The following is a 14,341-nucleotide window of genomic DNA, read 5'->3' as shown; positions in this document are numbered from 1 at the left end:
AAGGTCGCCATCATCAACAACGGCGCCCTGGGCATGGTCCGCCAATGGCAGACCCTCTTCTACAACCAGCGCTACTCGCACAGTTCGCTGGCGGCCGTCCCCGACTTCGTCCTCCTCGCCGAGGCCATGGGCTGCGTGGGGCTGCGCTGTACGGACCCGGCCGAGCTGGACGCGGTCATCGCCAAGGCCAACGCCGTCGAGGACCGGCCCGTGGTGGTGGACTTCGTGGTCGCCCAGGACTCGATGGTCTGGCCGATGGTCGCGGCCGGCACCTCCAACGACGACATCATGACCGCCCAGCACCTCCGTCCGGACTTCGGGAATAATTCCCAGGACTGAAAAACATTCTGCGGATTCAGTTTTCGCACCCCGGAACCATTACCTTGTGAATGTTTTCGGCAGGCCGGAATGAAGAGACTCCGAAAGTTATCGGCCAGCACCCCCGAGCTGGCCGGTGACTTTCGGTTTTTTCAGCCCGCGGAACAGACTTGACGTAAATTCATTTCCCTCGTTGCTCCGATGGCTGTAGCTGCCACACTTCTATTCAGGGCAGCCGACTCGGAACTGCCGCCGCACTTGATGGGCCGTACTGAAGTACCCGTGCGTACCGACACCGCCCATGCATTGCGGAAGAAATCAGCGCAGAACACGCCGTGCCCCGTGCCGAAGTCACGGCTGCCATGCAACAAAGCGCAACTCGCTGTGCGAGATCGACCCTGGAGTCCATGACACGACCGAAGAGGTGGGTTCATGATTCTGCAGCGCATCAAGAACCAGGGAATTCAGCTCGGTACCGCCTTCGACCGGGTCGCCGCCAAGCACCCGGCGAACGTCGTCATCCTCGACCACGACCTCAGCATCGCCCCGCACCTCGGACGCCGTCTGATGGTGACCGAACTCGCCGCCCTGGTGGCCGACTTCGCCTCCCGGCTGTGGGCGGCGGACGTCCGCACCGGCGACCACGTGGTGGTCTACAAGAGCGACGGTTTCGACATCCCCCTGCTCGCCGCCGCCATCGCCCGTATCGGCGCCGTGCCCGTCATGCTCTCTCCCAAGCTCGACGGCGCCAGCGTCGCCGAGCTGCTGACCCGGGCCCGGCGGCCCTATCTGCTGACCGACCAGGCCAAGCTCAAGACCGAACTGCCCGAGTCGGTCTTCACCCTCGCCAGGTCCGTCCTGCTGGCCTCCGGCGCCGACGACCGCGCCGTATCGCTGGAGGACTTCGCCGACGCCGAGCCGGTCGCCCCCGTGATCATGCCGGCCAGTCACCCGACCCTGGTGACGCACACCTCCGGCACCACCGGTCTGCCCAAGCTCGCCGTGCACACCGGCTTCAGCCTCCAGTCCCGCTACCGACCCCAGGTCTCGGCCGTCAACCTGCTGCGCGGCCGCGAGACCGTGGCCATGCACGTCTCCTTCGTGCACTCCCGCGTCATCAGCGCCGTCCTGATCTCCCTGTCCCGCGGCTTCCCGCTGATCGTGCTCGCCGACGACGAGCCGGGGCATGTGGCGGACCTGTTCGCGGAGCTGCGCCCCGGCGTCCTGGAGGCCCACCCCAACTCCTTCATGCTGTGGGAGAAGCTCGCCGAGGACCCGCGCGAGCCGCTGGCCAACGTCAAGCTCTTCTCCTCCACCTTCGACGCCATCCACCCCCGCACCGTCCACCGCCTGCTGCACGCCACCCGCCGCCGCGCCCCGCTGTTCGGCCAGCTGTACGGGCAGAGCGAGACGGGCCCGGTGGTCGCCCGCTCGTACACCAAGCTGCGGCCCATGGAGGCCGACGGACGCTGTGTGGGGGTGCCCTTCCCCGGCATGACCGACATCCGCGTGGTCAGCCGCGACGGCAAGCCGCCGACCAAGGACTCCCCCGGCTTCATCGAGGTCCGCAGCGACGGCCGGGCGGTGACCTTCCTCGGAGAGCCGGAGCGCTACGACCGGCAGACCAACGGCACCTGGTGGCGGATGGGCGACCTGGGCTACCGCACCAAGTGGGGCTGTCTGCACCTGCTGGACCGCGAGGTGGACGAGATCCCGGGCTTCGGCAGCACGCTGGCCGCCGAGGACCAGCTCTTCGCGCGGCTGGAAAGCCTGGCGGAGGTCATCATCATCCCCGGCGAGGACGGCAGGGCGGTGCCGGTAGTGGCCACCCGGGACGACCGGCCGCTGGACCCCGGGGCCTGGCGGGCCGCGGTCGCGGGCCTGCCGGCGATGGCGGACCCCGTCCAGTGGCGGCTGGCCGATTTGCCCCACACCGCCACCACCAAGATCAAGCGGCTGGAGCTGGCCCGGATCCTGAACGCCGAGGGAAAGGCCGCCTGATCCCGCCCGCGTCTGCCCGCTGATCCCCCCTCCGACGGGTCCGGTGGCGCCCCGGATTCGTCGGAGGTACCAATGCCTCGTACAGGCCGAAGTTGGATCAAAGTACGATGGTGATTGGCCGCGCAACGCGCGTAGAGTCCTGGCAACCCCTTAACCCCCTCCCAGCCAGGCACCAAGGCCGCTGCCTGAACCCGCACGGAGACACCTGCACCATGGGCACCACGTCCACGGACACCATGTCCGCTCCTGAAACCGAAGGCGCCGTCGAGACACGAGGCATCGAGCCCGTGCCCGACAACGAACGTCACGGTCGAGTCCGAGAGCTCTTCCCCACCTGGGTCGCCGCCAACATCAGCGTGCTGCTGCTCACCATGGGCGCGTCCCTGGTGATCACCAACGGGCTGAACTTCTGGCAGGTCCTGCTCGTGGCGGCCATCGCCGCCGCCGTCTCCTTCGGAATGGTCGGCGTGCTGTCGGTCTCCGGAAAGTGGGGCGGAGCGCCCGGCGCGATGCTCTCGCGCGCGACCTTCGGCGTACGGGGCAACTACTTCCCCGGCGCGATCCTGTGGGTGGCCCGCTTCGGCTGGGAGACCATCAACGCGGTCAGCGGCGCGTACGCCGTGCTGACCGTCTTGAACCTGCTGTTCGGCATCGAGGCGAACAACTTCCTCGTCGTCATCACCCTGCTCGCCTTCGTGGCCGGCACCTTCCTGGTGAGCGGCCTGGGCCGCAAGGCGCTGAACGTCTGCAACAAGTACTCCACGTACCTCTTCGCCGTCTTCAGCGTGATGGTGCTGGTGTACCTGATCGCCGAGATGGACTGGAACAAGATCTTCTCCCAGTCGCCCGGCACCACCGCGATGGTGATCGCGGGCATCGGCACGATCGCGGCCGGCGGCATCAGCTGGGTCCCCACCGGACCCGACTTCGCCCGCTACCTGCCGCACTCCGCCTCCGGCAAGAAGATCGTCGGTACGACCATCTCGGGCGCGGCGCTGGTCCTGGTCCCGATGGTGCTGATGGGCGGCGTGATGGCCGTCTCCAAGCCGGAGCTGGCCAGCCAGGGCACCGACCCGATGTCCTTCCTGGGCAAGGCGCTGCCGGGCTGGCTCGCGGTCCCCTACCTGCTCACGGCCCTGGTCGGGATGCTCCTGATCAACAGCCTGTCGATGTACTCCGCCGGCTTCACCGCCCAGACCATGGGCGTCAAGCTGCCCCGGTCGATGGCGGTCAGCATCAACGCCGTCATCTCCCTGGTCGGCGGCCTGTACATCATGCTGATCTCCAAGGACTTCTTCGGCCAGTTCATCACCTTCCTCACGCTGCTGGGCGTCTCCTTCTCCGCCTGGATCGGCGTGTACGCGATCGACATGCTGCGCCGCCGCACGATGGCGGTGCGCTACGACGGCGACAGCCTGATGAACACCGGCCGCACCAGCCGCTACTGGTACGTCGGCGGCTTCTGCTGGCAGGCGATGACGGCCTGGGCGATCGCGCTCGCGGTCGGTGTGTGCCTGACCAAGGTGACCTGGTTCACCGGCCCGCTGGCCACCACCTGGCTCGGCGAGCACGGCCTGGGCTGGGCGACCACCATCGTCGTCGCCGCGGTCGTCTTCGCCGTCCTTCCCCGCCCCAAGGAGAACGCTGCGGCGGGCGAGGCCCCGGCGAGCGGCAAGCAGGCGGTACGGGTCGGCTGACCCGCCCCCTATCCATCTGACATAACGTCAACTAGCGTCCCCTTCGCCCGGAGCGTTCAACTGCCTTGGCGAAGGGGACGTCTGTCATGCCCGTCACGGTCCTGCGCTTCAACCTCGTCGACCCCTCCCCCACCCCCGCCTCCCTCAGCGCCCGCTACCGCGCGGCCGTCGAGATGGCCGCCTTCGCCGACGAGCGCGGCATGACCTCCGTCCAGACCGAGGAGCACCACGCCACCGCCAACGGCTGGCTCCCCTCCCCCCTGGCCTTCGCCGGCGCCGTCTTCGGCGCCACCTCCCGGATCACCGTCACCGTCTCCGCCCTCATCACGCCGCTGCACGACCCGCTGCGCCTGGCGGAGGACATCGCGGTGCTGGACCTGCTCAGCGGCGGCCGTCTGGTCACGGTGGCGGGCGTGGGCTACCGGCCCGAGGAGTACGCCGCCCACGGCAAGGACTTCCGCTGGCGCGGCAAGCTCCAGGACGAGGTGCTGGAGACGCTGCTGGCCGCCTGGAAGGGCGAGCCCTTCGCCTACCGCGGCCGGGTGGTGCGGGTCACTCCGCGCCCGTACACCCGGCCCCATCCCCTCCTGCTGGTCGGCGGAAGCTCCAAACCCGCGGCGCGCCGGGCCGCCCGCCTGGGCCTGCCCTTCTTCCCCAGCGCGCATCTGCCGGAGCTGGAGGCGTACTACGACGCCCGCCGCGCCGACTACGGCACCGAGGGCTGGGTGCTCCAGCCGCCGCCCACCACCTGCCTGCTCCACCTCTCCGAGGACCCCGACCGCACCTGGGCCGACGTCGGCGAGCACTTCCTCCACGAGGCCCGTACGTACGCCTCCTGGCAGCCGCCGGACACCCGCTCGGCCGTGTACTCCGCGGCCGGGGACGCCCAGGCGCTGCGGCGCGAGGGCGTCTACCGCGTGCTGACGCCCGCCGAGTGCCTGGCGCTGGCCGAACAGCAGGGTCCCCGGGGCTCGTTGATCCTGCATCCGCTGTGCGGCGGCATGCCCGTGGAGGAGGGCTGGCGCTCGCTGCGCCTGTTCGCGGAGCAGGTCCTGCCCCATCTCAAGCCGTAACGCGAAAGCGGACGGCTGCCCCTCCCGGGTCGTCCGGGAGGGGCAGCCGTCAATACTGAGGAGAGGGGCGGCGGGGGGGTTAGCCCATCTCCTCCAACGCCTTGCCCTTGGTCTCCTTGACGTACTTGAGCACGAAGGGGATCGAGAGCAGGGCGAAGACCGCGTAAATCACATACGTACCGGACAGGTTCCAGTCCGACAGGCTCGGGAAGCTCGCCGTGATGGCCCAGTTGGCGATCCACTGGGCGGAGGCGGCAACTCCCAGGGCCGCGGCGCGGATCCGGTTGGGGAACATCTCGCCGAGGAAGACCCAGACCACCACGCCCCAGGACAGGGCGAAGAAGAGCACGAAGGCGTGCGCGGCGATCAGTGCGACGGTGCCCTCGGTCGTGGGCAGGGTGCCCGCGGCCGACTTGGCCGAGAAGGCCCAGGCCTCCAGGGCGAGCGCGATGGCCATACCGGCGGAGCCGATCAGCGCCAGCGGGCGGCGTCCGATCCGGTCCACGAGCACCATCGCGATCACGGTGCCGATGATGTTGATGATCGAGGTGGTGAAGCTGTAGAAGAACGAGCTGGACGGGTCGATGCCCACCGACTGCCACAGCGTCGAGGAGTAGTAGAACGCGACGTTGATGCCGACCAGCTGCTGGAAGACCGACAGCCCGATACCGACCCACACGATCGGCAGGAAGCCGAACTTCGAGCCCAGCAGGTCCTTGAAGGTGGACTTGTGCTCGCTGCGCATCGCGTGCTCGATCTCGTGCACCCGCGCGTCCAGGTCGACGCCCTGGCCCTCGACCTCGGCCAGCACCTCCTTGGCCTTGTCGACCTTGCCCACCGAGATCAAGAACCGCGGCGACTCGGGGATGGCGAAGGAGAGCAGGCCGTACAGGACGGCCGGCACGACCATCACGCCGAGCATCCACTGCCAGGCCTCCAGGCCCGCCAGCTTGCCGCGCTGGTCGCCGTCGGCGAGGTTGATGATGCCCCAGTTGACGAGCTGGGAGATGGCGATGCCGATGACGATCGCGGCCTGCTGGAAGGAGCCGAGCCGGCCGCGGTAGGCGGGCGGCGCGACCTCGGCGATGTAGGCCGGGCCGATGACCGAGGCCATACCGATGGCGAAGCCTCCCACGATGCGCCACATGGCCAGGTCCCACAGCGCGAACGGCAGGGCCGAGCCGACGGCACTGAGGGTGAAGAGCACCGCGGCGATCTGCATCACACGGATCCGGCCGATGCGGTCGGCGATCCGGCCCGCGGTCGCGGCACCGATGGCGCAGCCGATCAGCGCGATGGCGATGACCTGGGCCAGGGCGGCGGAGCCGATGTTGTAGCGGCCACGGATCGCCTCGACGGCGCCGTTGATGACGGAGCTGTCGTAGCCGAAGAGGAAGCCGCCCATCGCGGCAGCCGCGGTGATGAAGATGACATGGCCGAGGTGGTCCGGTTGGGCCTTGCGCCCTTCCGGCACCGTCGGCTGCGCGGTGCTGGTCAACGTGTACTCCAGTGGCCCGGCAACGCTGCCGGGCGTAGGGGGCTGGCCCTTCTAGTGGCGCATAGGTTGGGGGCACCCACCACTTGAAGGTAAAAGCAACGTTGCAGACCCTATGTCTTCAAGTTTCAAAGTCAATAGGGCGTGATGAATATGTTTCGCGGCAACTCTAGGCGTCTTTCATTCAAGCCTTGAACAAATACCGATGGTCTATGAACGAATTACGGTCAGTGAAGCCGCTGGCTGATGACCTTGGAGACACCGTCGCCCTGCATCGAGACGCCGTACAGCGCGTCCGCGACCTCCATCGTCCGTTTCTGATGGGTGATCACAATCAGCTGTGAACTCTCCTGGAGCTCTTCCATGATCCCGATCAGCCGCTGGAGATTGGTGTCGTCCAGCGCCGCCTCGACCTCGTCCATCACATAGAACGGGCTCGGACGTGCCTTGAAGATCGACACCAGCAGCGCCACGGCCGTCAGCGACCGCTCACCGCCGGAGAGCAGCGAGAGCCGCTTGACCTTCTTGCCCGGCGGCCGCGCCTCCACGTCCACGCCGGTGGTCAGCATGTTGTGGGGGTCGGTCAGCACCAGCCGCCCCTCTCCGCCCGGGAACAGCCGCGCGAAGACCCCCTCGAACTCCCGCGCCGTGTCCCGGTAGGCCTCCGTGAAGACCTGCTCGACCCGCTCGTCGACCTCCTTGACCACCTGCATCAGATCGGTCCGGGTCTTCTTCAGGTCTTCAAGCTGCTCGCTGAGGAACTGATGGCGCTCCTCCAGCGCCGCGAACTCCTCCAGAGCGAGCGGGTTCACCTTCCCGAGCTGCTGATACGCCCGCTCGGCGGCCCTGAGCCGCTTCTCCTGCTCGGCGCGCACGAAGGCCACCGGCTGGTTGCGCGGATCGTCCGGGTCCTCGGGCAGGCGCTCCCCCTCGGCGGGCGGCGAGGGCGGTACCAGCTGGCCGGGGCCGTACTCCGCCACCAGGGCGGCCGGCTCCACGCCCAGCTCCTCCAGCGCCCTGGTCTCCAGCTGCTCGATCCGCAGCCGCTTCTCGGCGCCCAGCACCTCGCCGCGGTGCACCGAGTCGGTCAGCTTGTCCAGCTCCTCCTTCAGCTCGCGGCCCTGGTTGCGCTCGGCCACCAGCGCCTGCTCGCGCTCGGTCTTGGCCAGCTCGGCGGCGGCCCGCTCCTGCTCGGCGCGCTGGACGGAGACCTCGATGTGCGCGAGCAGCTGCTGCGCGCCGCAGGCCACCGCCGAGGCGACCTCGGCCTCGTGCCGCAGCCGCGCCCGCCGCTGCTCGGCGCGCGCCCGCGCCTCGCGCTCGGCCCGCGCGGCCCGGTCCAGCGAGTCCGCCCGCCCGGCGAGCCCCTTGACCCGCTCCTCGTGGGTACGGGCCTGGAGGCGGGCCTCCATCTCGGTCTGCCGCGCGTTCGCCCCGTCGGCCGCCAGCCGGTCCCGTACGGAGGTGTCCGGCTCCTCCTCGCCCGGGCTCTCCTCGGCCACCGCCAGCCGCTCGGCCAGCTCCTCGGCCTCCTCGGTGGCCCGCAGCAGCGCCTCCTGGGCCCTGGCCGCTGCCGTGGCGGACCGTTCCGCCTCGCCCTCGGCCGCCCGCGCCTGCCCGGCCAGCCGCCCCAACGACTGTGCCACCTGGGACTTCTCGCGGTCGGCGACCCGGCCCCGCTCGCCCAACTCCTCGACGAGCGCGGCGGCTTGATTCCGCCGCGCCGTCGCCGAATCCAGCGCACGCGCCAACTCCTCGCACCGCACGCCCAGTTCCCCCAGCTCCGCCGCCGCTTCGTCGACGGAGGCCCGAACCTCCAGCAGGCTCGGCGCCCCCGCCGAACCGCCGTGCGCGAAGTGCTTGCCCAGCACGTCCCCTTCGCCGGTCACCGCCATCAGCTCCGGACGCTGTGCGACCAGATCCTCGGCGTCCTCCAGCGTCCCCACCACCACGACATCCCGCAACAGCCACCGGACCGAATCCATCAAGTCGCCCGGCCCGCGCACCAGTTCACCGGCGAACGGCGGCCCGTCCGCCCCCGTCACCTTGGCCCCACCGACACCCGAACCACCCCCGTACGTCACCGCGCCCACCCCCGCAGCCCCGCGCACACCCGTCTCCCCGTGCGTCGCGCCCCCTGCGCCACCGTCAGGCTCCGCCACGCCCGTACCACCAGCGCCCGCGCCACCCCCCGGCACGCCATCCGCCCCCGAACCGCCTGCCGCGTCCCGGCCCCGGGCATCACCAGAACCTGCCACGCCGCCAGTACCTCCCGTACCGCCCGCGGCCCCCTGCCCGTCACCGCCCGGCGCCGTCGCACCCGTACCACCGGCACCGACGCCACCACCCGGCACGACACCCGACGCCGAACCCCCTGCCGCGCCCCGGCCGCCCGCCGGCGACGGCGTGCCGGCCGTCCCGCCCAGCACCATTGCCGCCCGTCCCGCGTCCTGCTTGCGCAGGAGGCGGATGGCTTCGGCGGCGGTGGTGGGGTCGGTGACCGCTACGGCGTTCGCCGCTGCGCCCAGGGCCGCGGCGACGGGGATTTCGTAGCCGGGGGCCACGGTCAGGAGTTCGGCGGCGGGTCCGAGGAGGCCGGCGAGGTGGTCGGTGGCGGCCAGGAGGGCGCCGGTGCCGTCCTTGCGGCGCAGGCCCAGGGCCAGGGCGTCGTGCCGGGCGGCCGTCGCCGCGCGGCGGCGCTCGGTGTCCGCCAGGGCCTCGCGGGCCGCCCCGAGCGCCGTCTCCGCCTCGGCCAGTTCGCGCTTGGCGGCCTCGTACCGTCCCGCCAGCTCCCCCTCGCCCGCGTCCAGCCCGTCGACCTCGGCCTTGAGCTGCTCGTACTCCTCCTGCGCCGCCACCGCCCGCTGCCGGGCCCCGTCCCGGGCCTCGGCGAGCCGGTCGATCTCGGCCTGGGCGGAGGCCGCCCGGCTGCGGGCCGCGGTGGCCTGCCCCTGCAGCCGGGCGAGCCCTTCCCTGCGGTCGGCGATCGCCCGCGCCGCGTCCCGCAGCCGCCGCTCCTCGTCCGCCAACTGCCGCTCCAGCTCGGCCCGGTGCTCGACGGTGTCCTCCAGCGCCCGGCTCGCCGCCTCCAGCGCCGCCGTCAGCTCCGACTCCTGCTCGCGCACCCGCTCCGCCTCGCGCTCCAGATCCTCCGGATCACGCCCGCGCCGCTCCTCAACCGGCGCCGCCGAGGCGCTCTTGACCCGGGCCTGGGCCAGCGAGACCGTGCCGCGCACCCGCTCGGCGAGCTGCGAGAGCTCGTGCCAGGTCTGCTGGGCGTGCCGCAGCCGCGGGGTGAGCGTGCGCACCTCCTCCTCCAGTGCCGCCTCCCGCTGCAGCGCCGCCTTCAGCGCGGCCTCGGCGCTCTCCTTGCGCTGTTTGAGCGCCGCCTCGTCGGCGATCTCGCTGCGCAGCGCCTCGCGCAGGGTGACCAGATCATCGGCGAGCAGCCGCAGCCGGGCGTCGCGCAGGTCGGCCTGGATGACCGCGGCCCGGCGGGCGACGGCGGCCTGCCGGCCCAGCGGCTTGAGCTGGCGCCGCAGTTCGTCGGTGAGGTCCTGTACGCGCGCGAGGTTGGCCTGCATCGCGTCCAGCTTCCGCAGCGCCTTCTCCTTGCGCTTGCGGTGCTTGAGGACGCCGGCCGCCTCCTCGATGAAGGCGCGGCGGCCCATCGGGTCGCCGTGGAGTACGGAGTCGAGCTGGCCCTGCCCGACGATGACGTGCATCTCGCGCCCGATGCCGGAGTCGGAGAGCAGCTCCTGGATGTCCAGCAGACGGCAGGTGTCACCGTTGATCTGGTACTCGCTGCCGCCGTTGCGGAACATCGTGCGGGTGATGGTGACCTCGGCGTACTCGATGGGCAGCGCCCCGTCGGAGTTGTCGATGGTCAGCGAGACCTCGGCGCGGCCCAGCGGCGGCCGCCCGGTGGTCCCGGCGAAGATGACGTCCTCCATCTTGCCGCCGCGCAGCGACTTGGCGCCCTGCTCGCCCATCACCCAGGACAGCGCGTCCACGACATTGGACTTGCCCGAGCCGTTGGGCCCCACGACACAGGTGATGCCGGGTTCGAAACGCAGTGTCGTGGCGGAGGCGAAGGACTTGAAGCCTCGCAGGGTCAGGCTCTTGAGATGCACGCCGGTCGACTCTACCTCCCGGCCGCCCCGCGGCCCGGGCGCAAGAGCCCCGCCCCGGCAATTTTCGGTTTCACCGGGGAAGGTGCAGGGCACATCAGACGTTAAGGAACGCGCCACCGGGCCGAAGGACCCACCCGGCCAGGTCTGATCGAAGCGCAGCAGGCCTGCTGCGGATCCGGCCCGAAACGACGAAGGGACGCCGAAGCGTCCCTTGCAGATCTTGAATACAGCGGTGCCTCTCAGGACTGGCGACAATCTCTGTGAGGCTGCGCCACCGGCCCCTGGGGCTGGGGTCAGGTGAGCGCGGGCTCCGCCTGGGGTACGTCGATGCTTTCGAGCAGCGAGTCTCCGTTGTGACGTACGACAGCGGACAGCGCGTCGTTCTCGGCCTGGATCCGGATGAGCTCGGATTCGAGGTCCTGGACTCGCTGCTGAAGCCGTCGCATCTCGGAGAGGACTCGGGGGTCGGAGCCGCCGACGTAACCGAGAAGCGCCTTTGCCATGATGGATGGTCCTCCACACTGAGTGACCGACCGAAGCGGTGTGGGTCGTGAGGGATTCGCACCCGCGGTGCTTGTCATTTAGTGGGTCTTCTCAATGCCAAACAGCTAAGGTGCGCGGGGCTTCCAGAGTCTCACCAAAAGGTTTGACGGTCAACACGATCACGCCCCGTATCCTCGGGCTCCGAGAGCGTACGGCCGCTTGGGGCTGCGTCCGACATCTGTGCGTCGGACGGGGCGTCGCTCTCCAGAAAGAACCCGCGGGGGCGTAGAGATCATCCTTACTGCCGCAGCCTTGCACGGGTCGGGCGAGTTGGCAACCACCAGGTGATTTCTGCCCCGCGCAGGTGACAAAGTCTCGCGCCGGGGTTCTGCGCCCGGCCCGCGCGGGGCAGCCCCGGCGCGGATCGCGCGCGGACCTGGAGCGGGGCGCCTCAGCGGATGGCGAAGCCGTCGTAACCGCCCCGCGGGGTGTCCCAGATCTCAGTGACACCGTCGACGCTGCCGGGCGTGTCTCCCGTGCGCAGCCACTCCAGCAGTTGCTCGCAGTGGTCGCGGGGGCCTTCGGCGACGACCTGGACCCGGCCGTCGCCGAGGTTGAGGGCGAAGCCGGCCAGGCCGCCGATGCGCAGGGCGTTGGCCCGGGTGAACCAGCGGAAGCCGACGCCCTGGACGCGGCCGCGCACCCAGGCGGTCAGGCGGACATCTTCGTTCATGCGTGCACGTTAACCGGCCAATTGCTCAGGGGACACTTCGGCCCCTTGCGCCATGGCGTACAGTCGCCCGGCAGCGCCACTCACCCTTACGAGTGAGGCGAGTTGACGTCCGGATCGGCCGGCCGTCGCCCGGACCGGCGCGCAGTGCAGGAACGGGCGCCGCACAGGCAGCACAGCACGTGCCGCACACGCCGGCGGGATGCCGCGCGGGGCGCCGAGGACGGAAGGAAGTCAGCTGATGGGCCGCCATCGACGATCGGTTCCCGCAGCCGCCGGGACGGGGCCTGCCGCGGCCGACGAGGCGTCCGACCGGGGACGGCACCGCAACCGCCCGCCGCGCGGCCGGATCGCGCCGGGACGGACCGTGCGCACCGGCCTGTTGGGGGCCTCCGCCACGGTCGCGATGGGCGCGGTCGCCCTCGCCTCGGGGCTGCTGCCCGGCGGCAGCACCTTCGAGACGGGGCGCGAGGCGGGCGAGCGGGTACGGGCCGACGCGCTGCCCGACGGCGAGGCGCAGGCGGCGCAGGGCGGGCAGTCCGCGACGCCCGTGGACCGCTCCGGCGGCGACGCCGCCAGCCGCGGCGCGCAGCGCAAGCAGGCCCCGCACAGCGCGCCCGCCTCGGCAGCCGCGCCCAGCACCTCCCCCTCGCCCCGTCAGCCCTCCGCTCCCGCGCGCGGGCACGACGGCGCGGAGCCGAAGGCCGGGCCGGGCTCCGCCAAGGACCCTGCCGCCGGCCGTACGCAGTCGCCGCGCCCCAAGTCCCCGCCGGCCACGGGCGGTTCGAAGACCCCCAAGGCCCCGTCGGCCGTCGCCTCGCAGGTGCTGGCGCTGGTCAACCAGGAGCGGGCGCAGGCCGGCTGCTCGCCGCTGACGGCGGACGGGCAACTGGGCACCCTGGCGCAGAACTTCAGCGAGGACATGGCGCGGCGCGGCTTCTTCGACCACATCGACCCGGACGGCGCGAGCCCCTGGGACCGCGCCAAGGCGCTGGGCATCGGCGGCCTGGGCGGCGAGAACATAGCCCGCGGGCAGGCGGACGCCCGCGCCGTGATGGAGACGTGGATGAACAGCCCGGGCCACCGCGCCAACATCCTCAACTGCGAGTACCGCACCCTGGGGGTCGGCGCCCACTTCGGCCCCGGCGGCCCGTGGTGGACGCAGAACTTCGGCTTCTGAGGAGTGCGCGAGCAGCGGCCGCCCGTATGTCTGCGGGCGGCCGTCGGCGTACTGCGGTCAGGCGGCCACGGCGGCGCGCCCCGCGAGGAGGACGGCGGTCTGGTCCGCGACGCGGCGGCCCAGGTGTTCGGCGGTGGCGATGTCGGCCTTGTGGACGCCCTCGGGGCCCTGGTCGTTGTTGGACTGGGCCGCGGCGCCGAGGAAGAAGCCGAGGCGGTTGAGGTCGTTCTCGGAGGCACTGGAGGCGTTCCAGCCGGGGAGCAGGTTCAGGCCCACCCAGCTCATGCCGTGCTGGGCGGCGAGCATGGTGAAGTACTGCAGGGTGTGCAGCTTGTCGCCGCTCTTGGAGGCGGAGTTGGTGAAGCCTGCGGCGATCTTGTCCTGCCAGGCGCGGGTGGCCCAGCGCCCTGCCGTGCTCTCGGCGAAGGCGTGGAAGGCGCCGGAGGCGGTGCCCATGTAGGTGGGCGAGCCGAAGATGATCGCGTCGGCGGCGTCCAGCAGTTCCCACCGCGCGTCGTCCAGCTCGTCGACGCGGATCAGGTGGACGGTGGCGCCGGCGTCGGCGGCGCCGTCGCGCACCGCCTCGGCGAGGACGGTGGTGTGGCCGTAGCCCGAGTGGTAGGCGATCGCGACAACGGGGGCGGGGGTGGTCATGGCGTCTCTCCTCGTGAGCGGTGATGGCGTGCCGGAGCACGCCCCAGAAGAGAAGCACTAACTTTTAGAAAGCGCAACCTGATGGTTAGCGCTGTGCGGGAGTATGCTGGCCGCATGCCGACGAAGAGCAGCGCCGGGAGCGCCGGGGCCTTCAGCGCCGACGAGGTACGCCAGGGCTCCGCGGACGCCGACGACCTCGCCTTCAGCGTCTTCGCGCGCAGCTGCCCCTCGCGCGACACCCTCAAGCACGTCACGGACCGGTGGGGCGCCCTGACGCTGGGCGCGCTGTTCGAGGGCACGTTCCGCTTCAACGAGCTGCGCCGCCGGGTGGACGGGGTCAGCGAGAAGATGCTGTCGCAGACGCTGCACGCCCTGGAGCGCGACGGGCTGGTCCACCGCGAGGCGCAGCCGACCAACCCCCCGCGCGTGGAGTACGAGCTGACGCCGCTGGGCCGGGAGACCGCCGCGAAGCTGATGGAGCTGATCCAGCTCGTGGAGGACCGGATGCCGGCCGTGCTCAGCGCGCGCGAGCGCTACGACGCCGGGCACTGAGCCCGGGCGCCGCGGCCCCGGAAGG

11 protein-coding genes are annotated in these 14,341 nt (G+C 70.9%); 6 read left to right on the top strand and 5 right to left on the bottom strand.

Going from position 1 to position 14,341, the window contains the following annotated elements; genetic code table 11:
- The 4 genes from AC4IJH_RS20020 to AC4IJH_RS20005 all read left to right on the top strand — a co-directional run.
- The coding region (locus AC4IJH_RS20020; protein WP_490853137.1) for a thiamine pyrophosphate-dependent enzyme at positions 1–339 on the top strand (339 nt) is incomplete at its 5' end.
- A 411-nt stretch (positions 340–750) separates the two neighbouring features.
- Positions 751–2,319, top strand: a complete 1,569-nt coding sequence (locus AC4IJH_RS20015) for a class I adenylate-forming enzyme family protein (RefSeq protein WP_490853136.1) — start codon at positions 751–753, stop codon at positions 2,317–2,319.
- 212 nt (positions 2,320–2,531) lie between these two features.
- Positions 2,532–4,016 carry a purine-cytosine permease family protein gene (locus AC4IJH_RS20010; RefSeq protein ID WP_490853135.1) on the top strand — a complete coding sequence of 495 codons (1,485 nt, stop codon included), beginning with the start codon at positions 2,532–2,534 and terminating at the stop codon, positions 4,014–4,016.
- An 86-nt stretch (positions 4,017–4,102) separates the two neighbouring features.
- Positions 4,103–5,089 (top strand): LLM class flavin-dependent oxidoreductase, encoded by a 987-nt coding sequence (locus AC4IJH_RS20005; RefSeq protein ID WP_490853134.1) that lies wholly within the window; start codon positions 4,103–4,105, stop codon positions 5,087–5,089.
- Positions 5,090–5,168: 79 nt separating this feature from the next.
- On the opposite strand, the gene AC4IJH_RS20000 is transcribed toward AC4IJH_RS20005, so the two are convergent.
- The 4 genes from AC4IJH_RS20000 to AC4IJH_RS19985 all read right to left on the bottom strand — a co-directional run bounded on the left by AC4IJH_RS20000 (position 5,169) and on the right by AC4IJH_RS19985 (position 11,933).
- Complete coding sequence (locus AC4IJH_RS20000; RefSeq protein WP_490853133.1) at positions 5,169–6,587, bottom strand: sugar porter family MFS transporter; 1,419 nt, start codon at positions 6,585–6,587, stop codon at positions 5,169–5,171.
- A 224-nt stretch (positions 6,588–6,811) separates the two neighbouring features.
- On the bottom strand, positions 6,812–10,717 hold the full coding sequence (locus tag AC4IJH_RS19995) for an AAA family ATPase (protein WP_490853132.1): 3,906 nt from the start codon (positions 10,715–10,717) through the stop codon (positions 6,812–6,814).
- A 293-nt stretch (positions 10,718–11,010) separates the two neighbouring features.
- A complete protein-coding gene (locus AC4IJH_RS19990) occupies positions 11,011–11,220 on the bottom strand; it encodes a hypothetical protein (RefSeq protein WP_490853131.1) in 210 nt (69 codons plus the stop codon).
- Positions 11,221–11,651: 431 nt separating this feature from the next.
- Complete coding sequence (locus AC4IJH_RS19985; protein ID WP_490853130.1) at positions 11,652–11,933, bottom strand: acylphosphatase; 282 nt, start codon at positions 11,931–11,933, stop codon at positions 11,652–11,654.
- A 238-nt stretch (positions 11,934–12,171) separates the two neighbouring features.
- Between AC4IJH_RS19985 and AC4IJH_RS19980 the strand changes: the two genes are divergently transcribed.
- Entirely contained in the window at positions 12,172–13,110 is a 939-nt protein-coding gene (locus tag AC4IJH_RS19980; RefSeq protein WP_490853129.1) for a CAP domain-containing protein, read from the top strand.
- 57 nt (positions 13,111–13,167) lie between these two features.
- On the opposite strand, the gene AC4IJH_RS19975 is transcribed toward AC4IJH_RS19980, so the two are convergent.
- Positions 13,168–13,764: a flavodoxin family protein gene (locus AC4IJH_RS19975; RefSeq protein ID WP_490853128.1), complete on the bottom strand. Its 597-nt coding sequence runs from the start codon at positions 13,762–13,764 to the stop codon at positions 13,168–13,170.
- A 114-nt stretch (positions 13,765–13,878) separates the two neighbouring features.
- Between AC4IJH_RS19975 and AC4IJH_RS19970 the strand changes: the two genes are divergently transcribed.
- Entirely contained in the window at positions 13,879–14,316 is a 438-nt protein-coding gene (locus AC4IJH_RS19970; protein ID WP_490853127.1) for a winged helix-turn-helix transcriptional regulator, read from the top strand.
- The last annotated feature ends 25 nt before the right edge of the window (positions 14,317–14,341 follow it).

Source organism: Streptomyces sp. UF-297 (assembly GCF_058245575.1).
Note: the sequence above shows the minus strand (reverse complement) of the source record. Positions and strands in the feature narration are given on the sequence as shown.